This is a genomic window from Delftia deserti, from assembly GCF_042653485.1.
GTDB classification, from domain to species: Bacteria; Pseudomonadota; Gammaproteobacteria; order Burkholderiales; family Burkholderiaceae_C; genus Comamonas; species Comamonas acidovorans.
Genome location: NZ_JBHSIH010000001.1, coordinates 2,609,492 through 2,631,438, shown reverse-complemented (window position 1 = coordinate 2,631,438; position 21,947 = coordinate 2,609,492). Strand labels below are relative to the sequence as shown.

The 21,947-nt window shown below is 64.2% G+C and carries 30 protein-coding genes; 9 read left to right on the top strand and 21 right to left on the bottom strand.

Annotated elements, in window-relative coordinates; genetic code table 11:
* The first annotated feature begins 49 nt into the window (after positions 1-49).
* From ACFPFG_RS12975 to ACFPFG_RS12965, 3 genes are all read left to right on the top strand, one after another.
* A complete protein-coding gene (locus ACFPFG_RS12975; RefSeq protein ID WP_183020386.1) occupies positions 50-724 on the top strand; it encodes a response regulator in 675 nt (224 codons plus the stop codon).
* Positions 721-2,169 carry an ATP-binding protein gene (locus ACFPFG_RS12970; RefSeq protein WP_380106911.1) on the top strand — a complete coding sequence of 483 codons (1,449 nt, stop codon included), beginning with the start codon at positions 721-723 and terminating at the stop codon, positions 2,167-2,169. The genes ACFPFG_RS12975 and ACFPFG_RS12970 overlap by 4 nt, the downstream gene beginning before the upstream one ends.
* 167 nt (positions 2,170-2,336) lie before the next feature.
* On the top strand, positions 2,337-3,368 hold the full coding sequence (locus ACFPFG_RS12965; RefSeq protein ID WP_183020388.1) for a GGDEF domain-containing protein: 1,032 nt from the start codon (positions 2,337-2,339) through the stop codon (positions 3,366-3,368).
* Positions 3,369-3,461: 93 nt separating this feature from the next.
* On the opposite strand, the gene ACFPFG_RS12960 is transcribed toward ACFPFG_RS12965, so the two are convergent.
* On the bottom strand, positions 3,462-5,072 hold the full coding sequence (locus ACFPFG_RS12960; protein ID WP_183020389.1) for a methyl-accepting chemotaxis protein: 1,611 nt from the start codon (positions 5,070-5,072) through the stop codon (positions 3,462-3,464).
* A gap of 436 nt (positions 5,073-5,508) precedes the next feature.
* On the opposite strand from ACFPFG_RS12960, the gene ACFPFG_RS12955 reads away from it, so the two are divergent.
* Positions 5,509-6,042, top strand: a complete 534-nt coding sequence (locus ACFPFG_RS12955) for a DUF2939 domain-containing protein (RefSeq protein ID WP_183020390.1) — start codon at positions 5,509-5,511, stop codon at positions 6,040-6,042.
* Between the two features lie 22 nt (positions 6,043-6,064).
* On the opposite strand, the gene ACFPFG_RS12950 is transcribed toward ACFPFG_RS12955, so the two are convergent.
* On the bottom strand, positions 6,065-6,877 hold the full coding sequence (locus tag ACFPFG_RS12950; RefSeq protein WP_312377852.1) for an IclR family transcriptional regulator: 813 nt from the start codon (positions 6,875-6,877) through the stop codon (positions 6,065-6,067).
* Positions 6,878-6,969: 92 nt separating this feature from the next.
* On the opposite strand from ACFPFG_RS12950, the gene ACFPFG_RS12945 reads away from it, so the two are divergent.
* Together ACFPFG_RS12945 and ACFPFG_RS12940 are read left to right on the top strand one after the other, a co-directional pair.
* Positions 6,970-7,908: a dihydrodipicolinate synthase family protein gene (locus tag ACFPFG_RS12945; RefSeq protein WP_183020392.1), complete on the top strand. Its 939-nt coding sequence runs from the start codon at positions 6,970-6,972 to the stop codon at positions 7,906-7,908.
* 60 nt (positions 7,909-7,968) lie between these two features.
* Positions 7,969-8,967: a Bug family tripartite tricarboxylate transporter substrate binding protein gene (locus tag ACFPFG_RS12940; protein ID WP_380106907.1), complete on the top strand. Its 999-nt coding sequence runs from the start codon at positions 7,969-7,971 to the stop codon at positions 8,965-8,967.
* 26 nt (positions 8,968-8,993) lie between these two features.
* Here ACFPFG_RS12940 and ACFPFG_RS12935 read toward each other — a convergent pair whose 3' ends face one another.
* The 3 genes from ACFPFG_RS12935 to ACFPFG_RS12925 form a co-directional block, all read right to left on the bottom strand.
* A complete protein-coding gene (locus tag ACFPFG_RS12935; RefSeq protein WP_183020393.1) occupies positions 8,994-9,218 on the bottom strand; it encodes a hypothetical protein in 225 nt (74 codons plus the stop codon).
* A gap of 21 nt (positions 9,219-9,239) precedes the next feature.
* The gene (gene yfcF, locus ACFPFG_RS12930) at positions 9,240-9,863 is read right to left on the bottom strand and encodes a glutathione transferase (protein WP_197957301.1); all 624 of its coding nucleotides are present in this window, start codon (positions 9,861-9,863) and stop codon (positions 9,240-9,242) included.
* A gap of 68 nt (positions 9,864-9,931) precedes the next feature.
* Positions 9,932-10,270 (bottom strand): hypothetical protein, encoded by a 339-nt coding sequence (locus tag ACFPFG_RS12925; RefSeq protein WP_259649253.1) that lies wholly within the window; start codon positions 10,268-10,270, stop codon positions 9,932-9,934.
* On the opposite strand from ACFPFG_RS12925, the gene ACFPFG_RS12920 reads away from it, so the two are divergent.
* Together ACFPFG_RS12920 and vapC are read left to right on the top strand one after the other, a co-directional pair.
* On the top strand, positions 10,269-10,502 hold the full coding sequence (locus tag ACFPFG_RS12920) for an antitoxin (protein ID WP_043824440.1): 234 nt from the start codon (positions 10,269-10,271) through the stop codon (positions 10,500-10,502). The genes ACFPFG_RS12925 and ACFPFG_RS12920 overlap by 2 nt on opposite strands.
* The gene (gene vapC, locus ACFPFG_RS12915; RefSeq protein WP_183020395.1) at positions 10,499-10,900 is read left to right on the top strand and encodes a type II toxin-antitoxin system tRNA(fMet)-specific endonuclease VapC; all 402 of its coding nucleotides are present in this window, start codon (positions 10,499-10,501) and stop codon (positions 10,898-10,900) included. Before ACFPFG_RS12920 ends, vapC begins: the two co-directional genes overlap by 4 nt.
* Positions 10,901-11,304: 404 nt before the next feature.
* On the opposite strand, the gene ACFPFG_RS12910 is transcribed toward vapC, so the two are convergent.
* From ACFPFG_RS12910 to ACFPFG_RS12860, 11 genes are all read right to left on the bottom strand, one after another.
* Complete coding sequence (locus ACFPFG_RS12910; RefSeq protein ID WP_380106904.1) at positions 11,305-12,432, bottom strand: Arm DNA-binding domain-containing protein; 1,128 nt, start codon at positions 12,430-12,432, stop codon at positions 11,305-11,307.
* Complete coding sequence (locus tag ACFPFG_RS12905; protein WP_380106902.1) at positions 12,420-12,653, bottom strand: hypothetical protein; 234 nt, start codon at positions 12,651-12,653, stop codon at positions 12,420-12,422. The genes ACFPFG_RS12910 and ACFPFG_RS12905 overlap by 13 nt, the downstream gene beginning before the upstream one ends.
* Positions 12,650-13,192, bottom strand: a complete 543-nt coding sequence (locus ACFPFG_RS12900) for a hypothetical protein (protein ID WP_380106900.1) — start codon at positions 13,190-13,192, stop codon at positions 12,650-12,652. The genes ACFPFG_RS12905 and ACFPFG_RS12900 overlap by 4 nt, the downstream gene beginning before the upstream one ends.
* The gene (locus ACFPFG_RS12895) at positions 13,189-14,253 is read right to left on the bottom strand and encodes a ParB/RepB/Spo0J family partition protein (protein WP_380106898.1); all 1,065 of its coding nucleotides are present in this window, start codon (positions 14,251-14,253) and stop codon (positions 13,189-13,191) included. Before ACFPFG_RS12895 ends, ACFPFG_RS12900 begins: the two co-directional genes overlap by 4 nt.
* The gene (locus ACFPFG_RS12890; RefSeq protein WP_380106896.1) at positions 14,250-14,543 is read right to left on the bottom strand and encodes a hypothetical protein; all 294 of its coding nucleotides are present in this window, start codon (positions 14,541-14,543) and stop codon (positions 14,250-14,252) included. The genes ACFPFG_RS12895 and ACFPFG_RS12890 overlap by 4 nt, the downstream gene beginning before the upstream one ends.
* A gap of 7 nt (positions 14,544-14,550) precedes the next feature.
* Positions 14,551-14,958, bottom strand: coding sequence for a hypothetical protein (locus ACFPFG_RS12885; protein WP_198129287.1), 408 nt, complete (start codon positions 14,956-14,958; stop codon positions 14,551-14,553).
* Positions 14,945-15,262: a hypothetical protein gene (locus ACFPFG_RS12880; protein WP_380106894.1), complete on the bottom strand. Its 318-nt coding sequence runs from the start codon at positions 15,260-15,262 to the stop codon at positions 14,945-14,947. The genes ACFPFG_RS12885 and ACFPFG_RS12880 overlap by 14 nt, the downstream gene beginning before the upstream one ends.
* A 496-nt stretch (positions 15,263-15,758) precedes the next feature.
* Positions 15,759-16,574 carry a hypothetical protein gene (locus ACFPFG_RS12875; RefSeq protein ID WP_198129285.1) on the bottom strand — a complete coding sequence of 272 codons (816 nt, stop codon included), beginning with the start codon at positions 16,572-16,574 and terminating at the stop codon, positions 15,759-15,761.
* Entirely contained in the window at positions 16,564-17,076 is a 513-nt protein-coding gene (locus ACFPFG_RS12870; RefSeq protein WP_380106892.1) for a hypothetical protein, read from the bottom strand. Before ACFPFG_RS12870 ends, ACFPFG_RS12875 begins: the two co-directional genes overlap by 11 nt.
* Complete coding sequence (locus ACFPFG_RS12865) at positions 17,076-17,891, bottom strand: BRO-N domain-containing protein (RefSeq protein ID WP_380106890.1); 816 nt, start codon at positions 17,889-17,891, stop codon at positions 17,076-17,078. The genes ACFPFG_RS12870 and ACFPFG_RS12865 overlap by 1 nt, the downstream gene beginning before the upstream one ends.
* Positions 17,888-18,076, bottom strand: a complete 189-nt coding sequence (locus ACFPFG_RS12860) for a hypothetical protein (protein WP_380106888.1) — start codon at positions 18,074-18,076, stop codon at positions 17,888-17,890. The genes ACFPFG_RS12865 and ACFPFG_RS12860 overlap by 4 nt, the downstream gene beginning before the upstream one ends.
* 87 nt (positions 18,077-18,163) lie before the next feature.
* Between ACFPFG_RS12860 and ACFPFG_RS12855 the strand changes: the two genes are divergently transcribed.
* On the top strand, positions 18,164-18,724 hold the full coding sequence (locus ACFPFG_RS12855) for a helix-turn-helix domain-containing protein (protein WP_380106886.1): 561 nt from the start codon (positions 18,164-18,166) through the stop codon (positions 18,722-18,724).
* 280 nt (positions 18,725-19,004) lie between these two features.
* Here the strand turns inward: ACFPFG_RS12855 and ACFPFG_RS12850 are convergent, their stop codons facing one another.
* The 5 genes from ACFPFG_RS12850 to ACFPFG_RS12830 all read right to left on the bottom strand — a co-directional run bounded on the left by ACFPFG_RS12850 (position 19,005) and on the right by ACFPFG_RS12830 (position 21,865).
* Complete coding sequence (locus ACFPFG_RS12850; protein WP_380106884.1) at positions 19,005-19,766, bottom strand: hypothetical protein; 762 nt, start codon at positions 19,764-19,766, stop codon at positions 19,005-19,007.
* Positions 19,767-19,784: 18 nt separating this feature from the next.
* Positions 19,785-19,922, bottom strand: a complete 138-nt coding sequence (locus ACFPFG_RS12845; RefSeq protein WP_380106882.1) for a hypothetical protein — start codon at positions 19,920-19,922, stop codon at positions 19,785-19,787.
* 286 nt (positions 19,923-20,208) lie between these two features.
* Entirely contained in the window at positions 20,209-20,742 is a 534-nt protein-coding gene (locus ACFPFG_RS12840) for a hypothetical protein (protein ID WP_016447886.1), read from the bottom strand.
* 96 nt (positions 20,743-20,838) lie between these two features.
* On the bottom strand, positions 20,839-21,147 hold the full coding sequence (locus tag ACFPFG_RS12835) for a hypothetical protein (protein ID WP_016447885.1): 309 nt from the start codon (positions 21,145-21,147) through the stop codon (positions 20,839-20,841).
* Positions 21,148-21,157: 10 nt separating this feature from the next.
* On the bottom strand, positions 21,158-21,865 hold the full coding sequence (locus ACFPFG_RS12830) for a S24 family peptidase (protein ID WP_016447884.1): 708 nt from the start codon (positions 21,863-21,865) through the stop codon (positions 21,158-21,160).
* Between the last annotated feature and the right edge of the window lie 82 nt (positions 21,866-21,947).

The following is a 21,947-nucleotide window of genomic DNA, read 5'->3' as shown; positions in this document are numbered from 1 at the left end:
CCCCTGAGTCGCCAACTGAGCCAGCCTTCCAGGGAGCTATTCTTCAACCATGCGCTTACTGCTTGTCGAAGATGACGCCATGATCGGCGAGGCCGTGCAGACCCTGCTGCGCGGCGAGGGCCATGCAGTGGACTGGGCCCATGACGGCCTGCAGGCCGATGCGGCCCTGTGCCCGGGACCGGGTGGCGGCCATGGCTATGACATGGTGCTGCTGGACCTGGGCCTGCCGGGGCAGGATGGCCTGCAGGTGCTGCGCCGCCTGCGCGGGCGCCGCGACCGCACGCCGGTGCTGGTGGCCACGGCGCGCGATGCCGTGCGCGACCGCATTGCGGGGCTGGATGCGGGGGCCGATGACTACGTGGTCAAACCCTACGACCTGGACGAGCTGCTCGCGCGCCTGCGCGCGCTGGCGCGCCGTGCCTCGGGCGGGTCCGACCCGCTGTACGAGCGCGAGGGCGTGCGGCTGAACCCCGCCACGCGCGAGGCCAGCGTCGAAGGCCGCGACGTGGTGCTCTCCGGCCGCGAATGGGCGGTGCTGGAGACGCTGCTGGCGCGCCCGGGCAGCACGCTGTCGCGCCAGCAGATCGAGGACAAGCTCTACGGCTGGGGCGACGAGGTCAGCAGCAATGCCATCGAGGTCTACATCCACGGCCTGCGCAAGAAGCTGGGCGCGGGGCTGATCCTCAATGTGCGCGGCGTGGGCTACATGGTGCCCAAGCCATGAAGGAGCCGGCTTCCTCTCTCATCGCCAGGGCGCGCGGACGCCTGCCCGGCGCACTGGGAACGCGGCTGCTCCTGTTCCTGGGGGCGGCCATCGTGCTCACCGCGCTGCTGCAGGGCCTGCTGGCCTACCGCAATGCGCTGCTGCAGACCGACACCCTGTTCGACTACCAGATGCAGCAGACCGCCTTTGCGCTGCGCGCCGGCCTGCCGGTGGATGCGCGCGGCAGGCCCCAGGGCACGCCGCCAGAGGATGAGAACCACGAATTCATCGTCCAGGTCTGGACCAACGAGGGCCTGCGCATTTTCGAATCCGCACTGGGTGCGGCCCTGCCGCAGATGGCCGTGCTGGGCTTTGCCGACGTGCCCGCGCGCGGCACGGTGTACCGCGTGTTCTCGCTGCAGACGCGCTCGCAGGTGATCCAGGTGGCGCAGGACATGCGCGTGCGCCGCACGCTGGCGCGCGATGCCGCATGGCAGAGCCTGCTGCCCATCGCCATGCTGGCGCCCGTGCTGGCGCTGGCCGTATGGTGGGTGGTGCGCAGCTCGCTGGCGCCCGTGCAGCGCGTGCGCCGCGAACTGGCCACGCGCCGCCCGCAGGACCTGGCCCCCGTGCCTGCCGAGGGCCTGCCCGACGAGGTGCGGCCCCTGGTGGCCGAGCTCAATGCGCTGCTGCAGCGCGTGGGCCGGGCCTTCGAGGCGCAGCAGCACTTCGTGGCCGATGCCGCGCACGAGCTGCGCTCGCCGCTGGCCGCGCTCAAGCTGCAACTGGTGGCCTTGCAGCGCGCGCCCGATGCTGCAGCGCATGACGAGGCCGTGCAGCGCCTGTCGGCCGGCATAGACCGGGCCACGCGGCTCGTCGAACAATTGTTGACATTGGCGCGGCAGGAAGCCCAAGGCACGGCACAAGGCATGCAGGGGCAGCACGACGCTGCCACGGCCGCACCTGCGGACGTGGACCTGCGCGAGGTGGTGGAGCAGGCCCTGGCAGACCAGGCCGTGGCCGCCCAGCAGCACGGCCTGGACATGGGCCTGAGCGAGTCCCCGCAGCTGCGGCAGTCCTTTGCCGTGGCGGGCGATGCACAGGCCTTGCAGATGCTGGTGCGCAACCTGCTGGACAACGCCATCAAGTACGTGCCGAAAGGTGGCCGCGTCGATGTGGGCTGGCGCAGCGATGCCCAGGGGCGCGCGCTCGTGGTCGAGGACTCCGGCCCCGGTATTGCCGAAGGCGAGCGTGAGCAGGTGCTGCGGCGCTTTGTGCGCGGGCCTTCTGCGGGTTTCGCGGGTGCCGCGGGTTCCGCAGGCCCGCAATCGCAGGGCAGCGGACTGGGCCTGGCCATCGTGCAGACCATTGCCCAGCGGCATGGTGCACGCCTGCTGCTCGACCGTTCGCCCACGCTGGGCGGCCTGCGCGTGCAGGTGATATGGCCGCCTGTGTCGGGCCGCTGACATCGGCCGTGGCGCGCAGACGTATCGACGTGTAGCGCGGCAGGAATGCTTCCCGCTTGCGTCCGGCCGGGTCACAATCCCCAAATTGGTGCCAGCCTGCCTGCCTTGCCATTGCCTCCTCAGGCGCGCGGGCAGTCTGCTTCCGTAGTCATTTCGAGAGGTATTTCATGGAGTCCCTTGTCCAGCGCCTGTCCCAGTCCGTGACCCAGGCGCATTCGTTGGAAGAGTTGACGCGGCCTTTGCTGCAAATGCTCGAAGAGAGCACGCATCTGGAGTCCACCTATCTCACCACCATCAACGAAGAACAGGGCCAGCAGCGCGTGCTCTATGCCCGCAACGCGAGCGAGATGCAGATTCCGGAGGGCCTGGTCGTTCCCTGGGGCGACACGCTGTGCAAGCGCGCCCTGGACGAGGGCCGCATGTACACACCCGATGTCGGTGCCTGCTGGGGCGACTCCGAGGCCGCGCGTGAGCTGGGCATCCGCACCTACGCCAGCGCGCCGGTGCGCTTTTCCGACGGCCAGCTCTACGGCACTCTGTGCGCGGCCAGCAAGTCCTCCCAGGCGTTGAGCACCGAGGCCGAAGGCCTGCTGCGCCTGTTCGCCAACCTCATAGCCGAGCGCGTGGAGCGCGAGCAACTCATCGCCAGCCTGAGCCGGACCAACCGGGAGCTGGCCGCGCTGGCCTTGCTGGACCCGCTGACCGGCCTGCCCAACCGGCGCTGCCTGACCGATGAGCTGGGCCGGCTCATCGCACGGTGCGCGCGCAGCCAGGAATGCGTGGTGATCGGCTTCATCGACCTGGACCGCTTCAAGAGCGTGAACGACGAGCATGGCCATGAGGCCGGCGACGCACTGCTGCGCGCCATGGGCGAACGCCTGTCCTCCCATCTGCGCAGCGCCGACATGCTGGCGCGCTTTGGCGGCGACGAGTTCGTCTTCATCGGCGTGGGGCCTTTGTTCGGCAGCGAGGCTGACGACGTGGCGCATGACCTGCAGCGGCGCCTGTCGGATGCCTCGGCCTTCCAGGTCGAGCTGCCCGATGGCAAGACACTGGATTACGGCGGCGCCAGCGTGGGCGTGGTCTGCCTGCGTCCTGACTCCATCGATGCCGACGACGCGCTGCAAAAGGCCGACGCGGCCATGTACCGCGTGAAGATGGATCGCAACCGCAAGGCCAGGGCCTCCACCCTGCATTGATCGAGCTGGAGGCCCTGGCCCTGCGGCCAAGGACTCTTGCTGCTTTGCTCTTCTTTCTTCGCTTCTCCTCGCGCGCTCTTTTTTGTTTCTCTCTCAGCCCGCCGCCAGCACGGGCTGGCGGCGCTGCAGTTCCACGGCAGCATGCTGATGATGGCCGGGTGCCGCGTCCAGCTTGAAGGCGCCCACCGTGCGCACCAGATCACCGGCCTGGCCGCGCAGGCTGGAGGCGGCAGCGGCCATCTCCTCCACCAGTGCCGAGTTCTGCTGGGTCGCCTGGTCCATCTGCGTGACCGCCTGGCCGATCTGCGCCACGCCCGAGCTTTGTTCTGAACTGGCGGCGCTGATCTCGCCCATCAGGTCCGTCACGCGGCGGATGGCCTCCACCACCTCGGCCATGGTCGTGCCCGCCTGGTCGGCCAGCGCGCTGCCGTTGTGCACGCGGCTGGCGCTGTCGGTGATCAGTTGCTTGATCTGCTTGGCGGCCTCGGCGCTGCGGCTGGCCAGGCCGCGCACCTCGGTGGCCACCACGGCAAAGCCCCGGCCCTGCTCGCCCGCGCGCGCGGCCTCCACGGCCGCGTTCAGCGCCAGGATGTTGGTCTGGAAGGCAATGCCGTCGATCACATTGATGATGTCGGCGATCTGCCGGCTGGAATCGCTGATGCCGCGCATGGTATCGACCACCTGCCGCACGACCTCGCCGCCCTGTGCTGCCACGGTGGAGGCGCCCAGCGCCAGCTGGTTGGCCATCTGCGCGTTGTCGGCGTTCTGGCGCACGGTGGAGCTGAGCTGCTCCATGGAGGCGGCGGTTTGCTGCAGGGCGCTGGCCTGGCTTTCGGTGCGCGAGGACAGGTCCTGGTTGGCCTGCGCGATCTGCCCGCTGGCCGCCGCCACGCTGACCGATCCCTGGTGCACCTGGCGCACCACGCCGCGCAGCCCCTCCTGCATGGTCTGCAGCGCGCGCAGCAGCATGGACACCTCGTCCTTGCCGCGCACATCGATGTGCCGCGTCAAATCGCCCGCCGCCACGGCATCGGCCGTATGGATGGCCAGGCGCAGCGACCGCGCCATGTTGCGGATGATGGACCAGCCCAGCAGCACCCCCAGCAGCACGCCCGCGATGATGGAGCCCACGGCCACGGCAAAGATCACCTGGTAGAGCGACTGCGCGGCGTCGTACTCCTCCTTGGCGACGCGGGTCTGCAGCGCGGTCAGCTGCACGATCACATTACGCAGCGGCGCGTACAGCGCCTCGTCCTTGTCGATCAGCAGCTGCCGGGCCAGCTCCAGGTCACCGGACTGCAGCGCCTGCTGGGCCGGCTTCAGAAAGCCCTGCAGGAACAGCGCGCGCACGGCCTCGAAGCGGTCGGCCAGCTGAGCCTCTTCCTCGGTCAGCCGGGTCTGGCGGAACGAGGCCCAGGCCTTGTTCACGTCGTTGATGTTGGTCTGTATCTCCTGCTGCTTTTGCTGCGTGTATTCGGGCAGGTGCACGGCAATGGCGCCCGAGACTGCATGGCGGTTGCGCAGCAGCAGGCGCTGCACTTCCAGCAGATCGCCCAGCGCGACAAGGCGCTCTTCATAGACCACCTTGAATCGGCGGTTGGACTCGCTGATTCCATATAGCCCAAAAGCGCCGATCACGATCATGAGCAGTGAGAGAAAACCAATCAAGGCGGTCAGGCGAGTCGATAACTTGAAATTATTCATACTGCGTCCTTTGCATGCATTGCGGATGGTGGGTGGGTACTTGCGCTCTCATGCCGCCCCGTGATTGCACACATTTCTCACGAAGGGCCTGCTAGTGAAAATGAAATTTCATTCACACAAGAATGCCCGGTCTACACAAAGGCGCGCAGATATACGGAAACGGCAATGCGGGCTTGCCTGCAGGCCCATGCGGGCAATGGCGCTCCATGTTGTATTGATTTTCAAACTTTTTGTTACAAACTATAGTATGAATCGAATGGACCAGGCAATACCCGTTTTTCAGGCGTTGGCCCTGGCCTGATAGTGGTTCTCTGTTGATTGCAAATCCATGAAAAATACAGGCGGCAACGGCCCTGGCAACGGCTGCGGCGCGGAACGGCCCGCCTAGAATCCGCGTTTGCGCATGGCCCCTGGCCCGGCTTCACGAAAGAGATCCATGAAACCCAAAACCCTGGCCGGCGCGCTGGCCGCCCTCTGCGTGGCCGCGGCCGGACTGCTCTACGCATCGCCCTACATCGCCCTGCACCAGATCGGCAAGGCCGTGGAGCGCCGCGATGCCCAGGCCCTGTCCGGCTACGTGGACTTCCCCGCGCTGCGCGAAAGCATCAAGGGCCAGATGATGGCCAGGCTGCAGTCCCAGATGGGCGGCTCGGGCGACAGCGCCTCCAACCCCCTTGCCGGCTTTGGCCAGCAACTGGCCCAGGGCCTGGTCGGCCAGTTCACCGAGGCGCTGGTGTCGCCCGATGGCGTCATGCTCATGCTGGAAAAAGGCAAGCCCGGCAAACCCACGGACGTGGCCGCCGCAGGCGTGGGCGTGGACACCCAGGGCGGGCCGCCGCGCAAGGACTATTCCGTGCAGTACCAGGGCTGGTCCAAGGTCTTCGTGCACCCGCGCGGGGAGCCGGGCGGCTTCATCTTCATGCGCGAAGGCCTGATGGGGTGGAAGCTGGTGGCCGTGAAGATGGATTGAGGGGCGCGCCGGCCGGTCGGCTTCACGGCATCCAGACACCCTGCGCGGGTGCAGGGTTGTTGAGGCGTCGCTGGATAAGGTCCGCCTCCTGCCGCAGCAAGGCCGCCAGCTGCGGCCAGCGTTCCTTGGGCATGCGATGGTTGACGGCCGAGATGCTGAGCGAACCCAGCGGCCGGCCATCAGCGGTACACAGTGGCATGGCCACTGCGCTCACGCCCAGAGTCACCCAGTTGCCGCAGACTGCGTAGCCACGCTCGCGGCTTTGGGCCAGAAGCATGCGCATGGTGTCCATGTCCATGCGGTTGTAGCGTGCCAGCCTGGGTCCGGCCGCCTGGATGAGCGACTCGGCCTCCCCATCGGACAGGCGCAGCAGTATCGCCAGTCCTGCGGCGCCCACGCCCAACGGACGGCGGCTGCCAACGTCCAGTGTCAGCACACGTATGGGCGACAGGCCCTCGCGCCTGTCCAGGCAGACGGCATCGAAGCCGCTGCGCAGCGTCAGATAGCAGGTGTCCTGCGTCTCGGCCTGCAATCTGTCCATGGATTCACCGCACAGTCCCCGGATGTCGCAATGCTCGGCTGCCGCCAGCCCCAGTTCGAAAGCCAGTGGGCCCAGCCGGTAGAGCTTGGTCTGCACGTTGCAGGCCACCATGCCCGACTCGGTGAGATGGCGCAGCAGCCGCAGTGTGGTTGGATGCGGCAGCCCGGTCATCCTGGACAGTTCACTCAGTGGAAATCCACGGCGGCTGGGTGCAGAAAGCGCCTTCAGGATAGCAATGGATCTGCCCAGTGACTTGGCTGTGTCTCTGGCGGTACTGTGGGGTGTTGCAGTCATTTTTACTGTGTGAACATTTGGATGGAGCACCGAAGGCGATTTTCATAAAGTCCAAACGCGATTTGCAAGCTTTTGACTGGAAGGAAAACCCCATGGCTGCCCGTTTCCCCGGCTACGTCCCCGCAGGTGTCATCCCGGCGGCGCTCATGCCCTTCAATGAAGACCTGTCCATCGATGAGACCTCGCTGCGCAGGCACATGCGCGACCTCGCCGCCGTGCGCGGCATCTCGGCCCTGTGCGTCAACGGCGTCTCCCAGGAGGTGCCAGGCCTGACGCTGGACGAACAGCGCCGCGCGCTGGACCTCATGGCCGACGAGGTCGGCGACCGCATCCCCCTCATGCATGGCGTCTACGCGCACGGCCCGCTCGATGCCGCGCAGATCGCCCGCCAGGCCGAGGCCGGCGGCGCCTCCTGCCTTCTGGTCTTTCCGCCCGCCGTCTTCGCACGCGGCGCGGCCATGCTGCCGCAGATGACCCTGGGACACTACAAGGCCATCGCCGACGCCACCGACCTGCCGCTGATCGTCTTCCAGTACGAAACCGCCACCGGCATGGCTCATCCGCTGGACACCCTGGTACGGCTGGCCGAGGAAGTGCCCTCGGTCAAAGCCATCAAGGACCGCAGCAACAACCCCGTGGAGCATGAGCGCAACATCCGCGTGCTGCAGTCTCTGCCCCGGCCGGTGAACGTGCTCACCACCCACAGCGCCTGGCTCATGCCATCGCTCACCCTGGGCTGCAAGGGCATTCTTTCCGGCTCGGGCAGCGTGCATGCCGACCTGCATGTGGCGCTGTGGGAGGCCGTGCAGGCCGGCGACCTGGCCGCGGCGCGCACCATCAACGACAGCATCCATCCCCTGTCCAGTTGCTTCTACAGTGCCCCCATGCTGGACATGCACACCCGCATGAAGGAAGCCCTGGTCCTGCTGGGCCGCCTGCCCAGCAGCCGCGTGCGCCTGCCCTGGGTGGACCTGGGCGATGCCGAGCGCCAGCGCGTGCGCCAGGCATTGGTGAGCGCCGGCCTGATCTGAACAAGGCGCTGCCGCAAGCGCGGCAGGCCGCAACTGTGCAAGAACCCAAGGAGACACACCATGGACCGAGATCATTCCACCGGCCGGCAACACGGGACAGGGCTGCGCCGCTTCTGGCACGCATGTGCCGCCCTGGCATTGACCCTGGCCGGGCCGGCGCTGGCCTTTCCCGGCAAGACCGTCACCATCGTCGTGCCCTTCACCCCGGGCGGCGCCGTGGACATCGTGGCGCGCACCGTGGCCGTGGGCCTGTCCGAGGCCTGGCAGCAGCCCGTGGTGGTGGAAAACAAGCCGGGCGCGGGCGGCGCCATCGGCATACAGGCCGTGGCCCGCGCGGTGCCTGATGGCCATGTGTTGCTGCTGGGCTCCGTGGGCCCGCTGACCATCAACCCCGGCCTGGGCCCCGTGGGCTACGACGTGGGCAAGGACCTCGCGCCCGTGGTGCTACTGGCCAAGACCCCGGCCGTGCTCGTGACCCGTCCCACGTCGCCTGCCGGCGATGTGCGGCAGTTCGTGCATTGGGCCAGGTCCGCGCCTGCGCCGCTGAACTACGGCTCGGCGGGCAACGGCAACATCACCCATCTGGTCAGCGAGTATTTTCTGGGCAGCGCCGGCCTCAAGGCTATCCATGTGCCCTACAAGGGCAGTGCGCCGGCCATCACCGACCTGCTTGGTGGCCAACTGGACTTTCTCTTCGACGTCGTGCCCACGGCCCTGCCGCACATCCGTGCGGGCAAGTTCAGGCCGCTGGCCGTCACCACCAACGTACGCTCACCCGTGCTGCCCGAGGTCCCCACGCTGCAGGAACTGGGCTACCGGGACTTCGACGTCAGCTCGTGGTTTGCGCTGCTGGCCCCAGCCGGCACGCCTGGGGCCGTGATCGAGCAGATCAATGCGGCCGTGAACCAGGTGCTGGATGCCGACAGAACGCGCGAGCGCCTCTCTGCCATGGGCGCCAACGTGGCAGGCGGCACGCCCGTCGAATTGGGCCGGTTCATGGGGGCAGAGACGCAGCGCTGGCGCAAGCTCATCGACGACAAGGGCATCAAGGCCCAATGACGGGCCGCACGGTGGCAAAGCAAGCCTCAGCCTTGATGCAGCACCTTCATCACATGGCGCTTGCCCAGCCGCAACGCGCGGGCATCGGCCTCTGGCTGCGTGTCGCAGGGCTGGTCATCGGTGACGGCCCCCAGGGACTTGCCGCTGGCCACCTCCAGCAGGGTGGCGTGCGGCAGCCAGGCGCCAGGCCAGGCCTCGCTGGGAAGTGATGCGGGCGTGATCCGCACGCCCATGTAGAGAAGGCTGTCCATGGCCTGCCGGGTCCGTTCGGATCAGCCTGCCAGGGGCGGGCGGGGCAGGGCCAGCCACTGCTGGACGGCGGGGTGCTGCCACTGCCGGCGCGCATAGGCGGCCAGCGGCGCGGGCACGGCATCGCCGTTGAGCACCAGGCGGTTGAGCATCAGCGCCAGATCCACATCGGCAATCGACCACGGGCCGGCAATGTGGTCATCCTCCGAGCGGATGAAGGCTCCCGCCACCGAAAACAGCTTGCGCGCCGCAGCCTGGCCCGCATCCGACAGCGGCGTGGGCGTGGGGCGGTAGAACACCACTTCGGTGCTGCGCTCCGAGCGCAAGGCCATCAGATCGCTGCGCAGCCAGGCCTGGACCTGGCGCACACGGGCGCGCGCCTGCGCATCCTGGGGGTAGAGCGGGGCGCCGCCAAAGCGGTCCTGCAGATACTCGGAAATCGCCGACGACTCCGACAGGCTGAAATCGCCATCCACCAGCGTGGGCACCCGTGCCGTCAGTGACGCGGCCACATAGTCCGCCCCGGTGTTCTGTCCCGCCGAAAGGTCCAGCGTGCGCAACTCGAAGTCGATGGCCTTGACCTTCAGCGCAACGAACACGGACATGGCATAGGGAGAGGCGAATTGCGAATCGGCGTACAGCAGCATGAGGGCCTTTCGGGAGACTGCATCAGTGATTGGGGCACTGATGGTAGCCGAGTGCCCGGGCCCGTCCGTCACGCGTTGGGGGGATCGCCGCAGATACGGCCCATGCCTCTTTCAAAGACATTGCGCACGTCGCGAAAGGTCTGCGAAGCCCATCCGTCGCGGTGCTCGCCATGCAGGGCGGCGGCCACGAAAACGATCTGCGTCAGCTGCGAAATGCGCGCCGCCATGCCGTGCGCCACGATATGGGCCTCCGTGTCCTGGCGATCCGCCGTCCGCATCTGCGCCTGCGGCAGCTGATGGGCCTCGTAGCTGGCACGGCGCACCAGCTCGCAGCACACACAAGCCGTGCTGGACAGAGCGAAAAGCGGTAGATACCATTGGTGATTACCAATCAAGGAGCCCGCCATGGACACCGCACGCCTTTTCCAATCCGGCCGCAGTCAAGCCGTGCGGCTGCCCAAGGAGTACCGTTTCACGGGCACTGAAGTCGTGGTGAAGCACTTCGGCAACGGCGTGTTGCTGCTGCCCGCAGACGACCCTTGGCAAACACTGCAAGCCGGGCTGGCTGAGTTTGAACCGGGCTTTGTGCTCGAGCGCGAGCAGCCTGATGCCCAGCAGCGGGACGAGATCAGCCCATGATCCTGCTCGACACCAACATCTGCATCTACATCATCAATGCCAAGCCCCCGGAAGTGCTGGCGCGCTTTCAGCAGTACCGCATGGGAGAGGTGGGACTGTGCAGCGTGGCGGCTGCCGAACTGGCCTTTGGCGTGGCCAAAAGCGGCTCGGCCCGTAACCGCCTGGCCCTGGAGATGTTTCTTGCCCCGCTCACCATCCTCCCGTTTGACGAGGCGGCCGTGTGGGCCTATGGCGACCTGCGGGCCGATCTGGAGCGTCGAGGCAGTCCCATCGGCGCGCTTGACACCATGATCGCCGCCCACGCCCTGAGCCAGAGGGCGCTGCTGGTGACCAACAACACCCGCGAATTCGCCAAGGTGCCCGGCCTGCAGTTGGATAACTGGGCTGTCGCTACCTGATTCCCTGGGTAAATCCGATCCTAGTGCCTGCTGTATGAGCGCAAGCAGCTATCAAATGTGAAGTAATCGATATCTTTTCATCGAAACCCGGCTACCCAGTTCGCGCCTCTGGACAGCGCCTGCATGCATGCTGGCCGGCCGGCTCGCACTGATCCTGGATCGAACGCAAAAAGCCCCTCGGCACCTTTCTGGTGCCGAGGGGCTTTTCTTGTTTCTACACCGCCTGTGTCCCCGGCATGTCCCCGGGGGCCAAGTGCAATTCGCAAGCCATTGATACAGAAGCAATTCAATGGTCCCTCCGACAGGAATCGAACCCATTAAAGCCAGAGTTCCGCTTAATTCGGCTGTATTTGCATACAGCCTTCCCTCTGGGGAATTAAGTGGAACTTTGCCGAACTCGCAGATCATGTCCCAGTCTGTGTCCCAGCTTTGGGCTTGCTGGCGCTGATGAACGAGTCCAGCTTTCGCTGCTCGGCGCCCTTGTCCGCACCGTCGATCCACTTCGAGTAGGTGCGCAGGAACATCTCAATGCCGTGCCCCATCTGCCGGGCCGCGTAGGCCGGCGTCACGCCCGCCATCAGCATCATGGTCGCGTAGGTGTGGCGCGTCTGGCGAGCGTCCCTGTGCCGGATTCCGGATACCTTCATCGCAGGCTTCCACCATGAATCCAAGGGCATATCGGTGTTCTCCAGATCTCCGCCTGCCACGGTGAGAAACACCCGTCCGCCAGCCAGCTGCGAAACCTTCCGCTGGCGCTCCAGCGCATCGCGGGCGCGGCTAGGCAGCTCTACCTTGCGGACCTCGCTCGTCTTCGTACCCTTCACTCGCCCGCGTGTCAGCGCTGAATCGACCATCACAGTGCCTGATCGCAAATCCACCTTTGACCAGGTGAGAGCGATCAGTTCGGACGGGCGCAGGCCGCTGAAGAACGCGAACTCGAAGTAATTCCTGGCGGCCTCCGCCTTCATCTTGCCCAGCAGCACCTCCACCTCATCAAGCGTGAATGGGTCCGGCTCGGGCTTTTGGCGCCGGCGCATCTCAATGGATTCGTGCAGCGGCTCGGTCAGAATCTTGGCCTTGTAGCCGTACTCCAGCACCTGGCGCAGCACGCTGGCCACGTTGTTGAACGTTTTCGGGTTCGCGGGCAGCCTGGCCAGCAGGCGTTTGAGGGAACGGAAGGTGAAATTCCCAACAAGATCCCGCCGAACGCCGTCGAAGTGATAGCTATCAATGGTCTGCTGATAGCTGTGGATGGTGCTGTGCTGCAGCTCTGGCTTCTTCACATCCAGCCATTCCCCGAACAACTGTCCCACCGTCATGCTCGGCACATCAGCGCGGGCGCGTGGGCTGTCTGGGAAGTAGTCGCCAAGCACAAAGGTGCCGCGCTCGATCTTCCCCAGGATCTCGGCCCGCATGCGCTCGGCGTATCGGATGTTTGCGGGCGTGGGCTGCAGCTCCAGGCGCTCACGGCCGAAGCCGTGGGCACGGAGGTCGATCTGCAGGTACTTGTCGCGAACGATCACGCCAGGCATGTGTATTCGGCACTCTTGCGCCGTCCTCGCTGGCTGGGTGAGCTGGGCCGCTCATCAATGAATTCATCCAGAGCCTGGCTATCGATCATCTTGCGGCCTTCAAACCATTTCCAGAGGCGACCTTCTGGCCATTTGCCAGAGGATCCGGTGCGCTCGTGGAAATAGGTCACAGGCAGCCCTGTGAGATCTGACGCTCGTTCAAAAGTGACCCACCTGGTCATGCTGCTGGCCCTCCTGTTGGTTGTTGCTCAGCCTGCAGGCGCTCCAGCACTGAGCGTTCGATGAGCATCGCAAAGGCCTGCAGGCGCTGCAGGGCGGTCTCCTTTTTGAAGCCCGACGGCGGCACCCACACGCCGGCCTGCCGGGCCATGTGTTCCAGACTGCCGGGCTCTCCCGTCTCCTGGCGCCGAGGCTTGGCGTTGGCGCTGGCTGCCTTGCGCTTCGGCGCCGGCGTGGGCGGTTCCGGTGCGGCTTGTTCGTCCAGGGCCTTCACCAGCAGCGAGGCCTGCTCGTCGTCCGCCGTCTTCTCGAAGGCGGATGGCACGTCCACCGGCCCCTTGCAGTAGCTGTCCTGTTCGGGGTCGTAGATCAGCATGTCGTGATCGCACGCGATCATGAGCTGGGTGTGGATGTTGCGCCCGTCCTCGGGCTCCACGAACTTGGCGGCCACGTCGGCCAGGGTCAGGCTGGCGCCGGGATGCAGCGCGAGGAAGCCCAGCACGCGCGCGGCCAGACTCTCGGGGTTTGGGCGGTAGGTCATCGCTGATCACCGCCTTTCTCAGCACATGGAATCGCCCCTGGCGCTGCCGTCAGCATGGCATTCCACACTCGCAAAAAGTCGGGCCACTCTGTGTGCAGCCAGTCTTCGTGTGGACCATGATCTCCATCTGCCTGTTGCGCGGCGCGGCGCATAGCTTCGTCTGGCGTAGTCGGCACAACGGCGCGACCAGAAGAGACGGCGGAGCTTTGACGAAGGGCCTCAAGCTCTGCTCTCATTTGGTCTATTTGCTCGCCCTGGTCCCATATAGCTTGGTCGCGAAGGCTGATTCCGTCCTCTCCGTTGACTGGATCCAGTTCGAGCTTGCACTCCAGTGCGGCGACCTTGGCGCGCAGCTGCTCGACTTCGCTGGCGCTGGCCTTCGACTTATCCGTGGTGGCCGCCGTGATCCGCTTCTTGCCCTTGGCCTGGGCCTGCTGCAGCTGCTCGCTCAGCACTGCCGCGGCCTTGTCGCCGTGCTTGCGTGCGGCTTTGGCGGCGCGGGTGGCCGACACCTGGCCAGCCTTCACCATCTCGCGCACTGGGCTCGGCGCGTTGCCCAGGGCCAGCAGATCCTGCACATGCTGCGCGGAGCGGCCGACCTTTTTGGCGATCTGCGCGGGCGTCCAGCCAAAGGCCTTCAGCCGCTTGTACCCCTCGGCGATCTCGGCCGGAGTCAGCGGCTTGTTGGCGGCGCTGGTGATGATGCGCGCGATGCGGTCTTCTTCGTTGCCCTCGAAGAGCACGACATGGATCCAGGCCTCGCCATCCTTGGGGCTGCGCAGCGGGGCGCCTCGGTCCAGGGCGCGGCCGATGGCGGCATGCCGGCGATGGCCGTCCACAATCCACATGCCTCCGTCGTCACGGGGCCGGACTTCGAGAGGCGGATACTTCCCGCTATCAATGATGTGCTGAGCCAGGGCCTCGATGCTCTCTTCGAGCTCGTCGTCCTGCTGGCGCAGGTTGAAGCCGGGTTCGACATGCAGGCTCTCATACCGCACATGCACGGCGTCTGCCCGCTTTGCCTCTTTCGATTCGAGCATCTTGCGCACGGAGTTGGTCATGCTGCGCCTCCATCCTTGGCTACTGCCTGGGCTGCGCGAACCTGCTGCAGGATGTCTTCGACCTTGTAGCGGGCCGAATCGCTGATCGTGCTCTCGCCCATGCCGATCTCGACCACGTCCATCTCCACCGCCTCAAGCGCTTTGATCAAGGCCTTGTTCTCTGCGTCCAGGCGGCGCAGCTCGGCAGCTGCTTCATCAATCGGGCTCCCGTTGCCAGCGGGTAGCCATCGCCCCTGCTCCAGCAAGTCCGCTAGGCGCAGCGCCTCGGTCTGTTTCTCGGTATTGGTCATGGTGTTCCTATCGGGCGCGCAGCAGTGCTGGGCGCGTGGGGGTGTTGGGGATGTGGCCGACGACAACAGGGAAGGGCCAGCAGACTGAGGCGCGCACGCGCTGGGCATCGATGGCCTCCAGGCGCTCGGGGCTCAGCACCAGTCGGACCTCGATCAGCAGGCCCTCGGCGCAGCGCTTGGCCACGATGTACTTGCGGCCAGCGCTGGCGCTGCGTGAGCAGCCTCGGTGCACCTTGCTGCCGTCGGCGTCGTAGGTGCACATGCCTCGGCCGTTGCCAGCCTGGCCTGGCAGCTGCTGGCGCATGACCAGGCCAGCCGCAATCAGGGCCTGGGCCTGGCCCACGTAGACGGCCATGCGGTACTCCACATGGCGCAGCACGCCGGGGAAGACTTCGGTTTGCTCAGGCGTCACCATCTCGCGAGGCCTCCAGCAGTTCCCCGCCGGCGATGTGCATCGCGCGCTCAAGGAGATAGGCGGCGGAATGCAGCATGATGTCGTCGTCATTGACTTTGTAGACAACCTCAAGTGCGGCGCCAATTCGCACGCCCATAGCAGGCAGTGGACCAGTGATCAGGTCGCCTCTTGTGCCTGGCCCCATCTCATCGCCTTCCGCTTCGGATTTTTGGTAGTACATGGCTACCAAATCGCTGATGCCGAGCACCAAGTCGCTATCTGAATGCTTGGCATAGAACTCCAGGACGGCCTTTGCACATCCCATCCAGCACATCGCATCGAAGTGCGTGTCTTCGATTTCCTTTTCTGTCGGTTCGACGGGGTGCTCCCCCGCTTCTGGGGCCGCTTTACGTCAGTGAATACGATCTGCTCAGGCGCATCCCCCGTCACCTGGCTAAGTGCGGCGGCAGCTGTCGCTATGAACGCCGTGCGCGCTGCTGATTCCGTGTCGCCCGGGACGAGACGCGCGGCATTGATGCACGCCGCAACGTCATAGGCTGCAGACTCGTGCTCCTCCTTGTTCGCCGTCGATGCCTGCAGCGCTATGCCAGATCCAATCCGGAGCAGGCGGTCTGATTCGCCGCTGAATCCATGGGGCTCATCGGTCCTGCTCGCTTCATGCAGGGCTTGGGAGGCCATCCGGAACAGCGCGCAGCTTTCCTCGAAGGTGGGCGCGGACGCATGGACTGCAGGCGTTGCTGTGGGCGATGATGCGACCGCGCCGGCCTGGCGGCGGGCCTTAGGCTTTTCGGCAACGGCGTTCATGCTTGGGCTCCCAGGTCGTGGAAGTTGGGGCCACCGTGCCAGCGGCCAATGTCTCCGATCACAGAGTCGCCCACGGCATGATCTGCCACGCTGCCGATGCTTGTGGTGATGGACTGAGCTGCACTGATCAGGTTGCTCCGCTCCCACTCGCCATCGCTCGTCAAGGCCATTGCAAGGATGCTGCCCAGCGTGGCCATATTTCCCGCGACGACTTCCAGCACAGCAGCCAGCTGCGCACGCGAGAACGTGACGCCCACCTCCTGCGCCGCTTCTGGATCCCTGCGGATGGGCGGAGTCGGGCGGTCGCGATACGGCTTTGCGCCCGCGTAGGTCGTCATGGCTCGCAACTCGCCGAGGTCATGTTTGGCTTTTGCGTATGCAACGCACAGCCGCCCAGAAAAGTCCTCTGCGTGGTCGATCAGCATCGAAACGAAGGCGGCTTCGCCAGCCGAGGTGCATGCGTCGGGGTTGAACTGCTCCCGGGCGAGCTCCAGATTGTTGTTGATGTGGCTGAGCATGTCCGCCATGCTGCTGGCGTCCAGCCCCTTTACGTCGTCCACTTCATAGACGTCTGGCTCCTCCAGGTGCCCCAGGAGCACGCCGGCACGGTCCATATGCGGGCACCGATAGCGCTCGACAGAGCCGCAGTGCGTGGTGTTCAGCACCGCGTAGAACAGCGATGCAGCCGCTTTTCGAGCCAGGGCATCGGCCTCGGTGGTGGCAACGTCCGAGCGGCTTTCTGGCGCCGGCTTCTGAGTCGCTCGCGGGGTCGCGGTTTTGCGAGCGGGTGCTAACGTGGCATCATTCGACATGTGAAATGTCCTCACGGTTGGTAGCTGCGGGGTTTTTCATCGAAGCCCGGGCGCTCTCACCTGCCTGGGCTTCACCTTTTGTGGACCGCCGTTTTCGTGGCGGCGGATCCTGCGAACTCTCTGCGGCCTTCTTTTCGGCGCGGCGCTTGCGGGCTTCTTCCAATCGCTCTTGCCGCTCGTACTGCTTCCACATGTCTATGGTGCGGAAGGCCACTTCGCGATGCAGATGACGCAGCGAGTGATGCACGCGGCCATGTCCAGCGAAGGCGAGTTCCGATGCATCCCAGGCGTCCTGCCTGGCGTAGTTGGCGATGTTGCTCAGGTTGATGGCCTGCTCCAGAACGGCGCGGATCATCATTGCTTCCGCCGTAATGCGGAACATATTTGTGCCTTGCAGCGCGATGGCTCGATCCAGCATGCTCCGCAGACTTGGCAGCTCCCATCCTTCAAAGGTGGCTGGCAGCAGCCCCATGGGGTAGGGGCGAGGGATGGGGCGGTCCATCACAGCAGCGCTCCCTGCGGATTGGTTGCTGGAGCGGGCTTTGTCGCCTGCTGATGCCCTGGCGCAGGCTTGGGCCTTTCCATATCCATGTGATGCTTGATGGCCTCGATGCCGGCATCGTTGTAGACGAACGTCTCAACCTGCTTTGATGAGTGCCGGGACTTATCAAGCTGATACCTTCCGTACTCATCGGTTTTCAGGCCGTGCGCGTTCGCGATGCGGCCAACCATCTGAGCGCTGATGCCCAGCTTCTCCCCGACCTTCTCCGCTGAGTGGGTCTTGTGCTCCACATGCGGCAGCGCCAGGATTTCAGTTCCAGCGACGGGGTTGATGACCTTGGCGAAAACCACTTGGCGCGATTGTTCGCTCAGGCTCGGAAACTGGGCCACGATGCGCTCAGCCGTCTTGGTCGCAAGGTCCAGGGCGCGGGCTCGGCGGAACTCAGGCAGCCCACTCTGGCTTGCCGCCTTCTCCGGTGCGGGCTCGGCAATAGAGTAGCTGCCCGTCTTCCGGATACTGGGCAGGACTTCGCCGCTGACCCATTTCTGCATCGGCAAGGCATCAGGCTTGTCCGAGCGCCCAAGGAAGAAGTACAAGCCGGATTCCAGAAGGGTCACCATCTGCTGCGGCCCACCAGGGGTATTAATCGGCTTAACCCCCTTCCACTCTTCGGGGACGTGCGCGATGACATTCGATTGCCATGTGTAGCCGAGTGCCTCCGCAACATCTTTGGCAACGACCTCAAAGCTGCCGGCGCCGTCGTCGATGACTCGCAGACTTGCCTTCTGAAACAGATAGGGCGTTATGCCACTCATGTTGCTGCTCCTTTTGCTGGCTGAGATATGGATCGCGCGTATGCGTCCTCCAGGATCCGGTTGGCGATCCAGCCCTGGCTGCGCTCTTGATCGGCGGCTTGTTGCACGATCCACGCCTTGACTTCGGGGCGAACCTTGTGCTGTATCCAGCCACCAGACTTCGGGGTATCCTCTGTACGACTCATCTATTACTCCTTCATGCTTTTCGGGCTCTAGCGATTGAATGGTATGTACATCGCAGAACTTTCGCAAGTAGTTTGAAGTACATTTTTATGAACGCAGAAGAAACGTTTGCCAGTCGGCTTATCCGGGCCCGCGAGGGCGCTGTCCTCACGCAGGAGGAGCTGGCCCAACAGTGCGACATCACGCAAACCCAGATCTCCCGGTATGAGCGGGGTAATGCCATGCCTCGCCCTGCAACCTTGCGCGTTCTGGCGGGCGCCCTTGGCGTGTCGCCGGAGTGGCTGGCCCAGGGCGAGGGGCGCGCGAAGCAGATGCGCATCTCGCTTGACGGCAACGGGTCTGGGAAGTTGGTGCTGAACCTGAATGCCGATCCTGTGACCCGAGATCATTTCCTTGCTCTCGCGGAGGAGGCAGGGGAGACGCCCGAGGATTTCCTTGTCCGCATCATCCGGGAGCATCTGCAGCAACAAAAAGCGACGATGAGCGATGCGAAACCGTTCGGCGAGAAGCCCTCGGATAGTGAGTTTCTGCGCATGGTTCAGCGGCTGGAAGAGCTGGAGGCGCGTGTGGACAGCGCGATTCCCAAGTTGAAAGGTGACGGCAAGTCTGTGCAGGTGGTGTCCGTGCCGATTGGTAAGCCCAAGCCCTGACCCCGGGTGCCCACGAAATTCGTCGCCGGCTGGCGCGGCCCAGCTTCCCCGACGATTTCGGGGAACCCCAGCCGTATGCAAAACGTACGCTTGGTCCGTTGCCTGCTGCTGGCAGTTCCGACGAATTTCGTCGGAACCCACTTCGGATGTTTTGCGTACGAAGACTGCGATGGGGTGGCGGAACACCACCCTGCGCGCGTCCGAAACCCGTCCTCGTTTGCAACCCGAAATGATCGGGTCGCAAATGCTCTGAACCGTGGTGGAAATCGCCATGGTTGCCTCACTGCACCGGGAACACCGGACCGTCGTACAGGTCGTCGGGATCGATCTCGACCTGTGCGAGAAAGCGGTCCACTTCCTCGATACTGACCCCGTGGGCTGCGGCCAGTTGCTCCTTCGAGTAGACCGGCGAACCATCCGCCTTGACGTGCGTGGCCTTGGGGATGAGGCCCAGTTCGTCAGCCTTGGCTTCCATCTCCGCGCGCAGATCCTTCGGCGCGTACCGGAGCATCTTGGCGTACAGGTGGGCATGCTCCGGCTTGTGGATCGCGTCCTCACCTTCCTCTGAAGCGATGCGCTTCAGTTCGTTGCCAGCGGCCCAGAAGCGAGGGTCGATGCCATCAGGACCGGGGCGCAGGAGGCGCGGATTGGTCTCGGGCTCATGCTGGCCCGGGTTCCGCGTGGCTGTCACCAATGGGTGACTCAGCTCTGCGTCCTTTGCCATGCCAATAGCCTCTTGCATGATCTGTAAGTGCAGGTCGTCTGGGATCAGGTCCATGGCCTCCTGCACCAGATTCGCCAGACGCGGATTGGGCGTGTTGCGACGCATGAGCGCCCAGACCGTGGAGGTGTGCTTGAAGCCGCGCTGCTCGGCTTCCTGGAGGAAGCGCTCGACCAGGCGCATGGCGTTCGTGCGGCCTTGTGGCGTGGTCTCGGTCGGGTCGCCGAAGATGGCGCCGCCAGCGATCAGCACGCAGCCACCGAGGTTGACGATGTACTGCTCTCCATCGGGGTGCAGCTTGAACATGGGGTTCTTGGGCATGGGTTTCCTTCTGACGGGTTACAGGTGCTGGCGCTGGGATGCGCGGTGGTTGCGCCAGAGCAGGCCGAGGGCCCAGTTCACGGCTTGGGGGAGGCTGGCGCCGGCCCGACGGCGCATGGCCACCAAGCGGAAGAGGCAGGCGAGTTTGCTGGTCATCGTTCACTCCAACAGGTTGAGGAATGGATGCCAGTGGCACCCCTTCGCAACACCTCGCGGGCGGGAGTTCATCCCTGGACCTGCCCGCTGCATCCTGTTGGGCTTACCGGCTTCGTATCGCTTGCCGAGGTCTTGGTGCGTTGTGTTGCGTTGAGGTGGATACTAGATGCGCTAGTTTATGTTGTCAATAGTTGCGCTAGTTTTTGAGAGTTTTCTGTCAGGCGCAAAAAAGCCCCGTCGTGCGGGGCTTGGCGAGGGGCGCTGAAATGTGCGGTCGGAACGACTGTCAATCCTTCTTCGCCGGCTCCTTGGGGTCGGGCTTCAAGGAGCCAAAGTCTGAAATCTTTGGAGCTGTCTTCTTGAGTTCCTTTAGCAGGTCCTGCTCGTTCACCCTCCACACGGTACCGTCAGCAAGGCGAGCACTACGGACGTAGGCGATGGCCGTGAAGACGTCTTCCTCCGTATAGCTGATGATCCCATCGTTGCCGAAGTCTCCAGGCGCCAGTGGCGTCCAGTCGATGCTGTTTTTCCCGTTGACCACCCATCTACTGCCGAGCCTCCGGTTGTTGAAAGGGTCATATTTCAGGATTACTAGCTCGAAGGCAATCACTGGCTGTTGTCCAATGTTCTTCCATGAGGCATCGACAACAAATTGCTCGCGGCGCGAATCATCACGATTCGCAAATGACATCCCCGTTATCTCAATATTAGGCGATAGGTTTATTATGTGCGCAACTCGGTCCTTGTAGTTCTGGGCGGCAAGAGCACTAGCGCCAAAGCTGGCTACAGTGATAAATGTAGAAAATGTGCGTCGATCCATTAGTCCTCCATAATATTTAAAATCTAATATCACCTGATCGAATTCAGTTGCCTTACGCTTCCAAAGAGAAGAATCGCTTGGAGCAAAGTATGCGTGTCAGTCGCTCCACGCTGCTGCTGGCGCAGAGCTCTGCTGCTTGCCGTCGCGGCCTGTCAAGGTGATTTCAGCGCCGTTCCGCTTCCAACACACCACGTTGGCAACTCCGCCAGAGGGCTGGCCTGCCTTCCGAATCTCGACGGTGTTCCAGCCTGAGCATGCGCCGCCGATAGAAGAGGGCATATCAAGCGCGACGTACACCGTCTCAGAGTCCACCTTGAACCGCCCGGTATACGGCTTGCTGGCCGACTCAGGAGAGCAACTCGTGAGCAGGGCGAGCGCTGCTGCCGCAATCAGAACCTTCGTCATTCCCGCTCCTTTAAATTGAGTGGCAAGTCCATCTTGTGCGACCAATGATCTCGAAGTCCTCGTCTTCACGAAGGATTCGGGGTGGATATGCGGAGTTCTCTGAGATTGCCAATATGGAGCCATCAGGGAGCCGCGTGAGCTTCTTGATCAGAAGCTCGCCGCCGCACCTGAATGCATAGAGCTTGCCATCCTGAATTTCTGTAGCCCCTCTATCCACCAGTACCACACCTCCGCTGTGGATAACTGGGTAATTGCTGTCACCGTCAGCGTCCACAAGTACAGCGTCTTTCACATACATCCCGAGTTTTCGGATGAAATCTGGACGGAAAAAGAGAGAGGGGTTTTCCTCTTCATCGAAAACAGCTCTGCCATAGCCGTTTGAGAACTTCACGGCCATATGGCGGACTGCCACAGACTCCTCCGAGGACTCCTGAGGGGAGACAGCAGCCGCAGCGGCAGCCTCGGCGGCCAAGCGTGGGCTGAAGTCAGCAATGTCGCAGCCGAGCCCCCGAGCGAAGCCGATCGCCGCCTTCATGCTGATGGGCATGCCTTTGCCGTTAAGGCACTGCCAGACGGCACCCTGGTTGCCGATGTCGTACTTTGCGCCAAAGGCTTCTTGCGAGAGGCCGTGGCGCGCTGCCTGGTACAGGGTCTTCAGGCGGGCCGACTCTTCGAAGTTCTCCTGAGTCAGCTTGGAGGATTTGGAGGACTTTTCCATGTCGCGCGAAAAATAGCAGGCCTAGTGGGAAGCGCAACTAGCGCATCTATTGACGGTGTGGACTAGCGCAGCTAGTATTGCG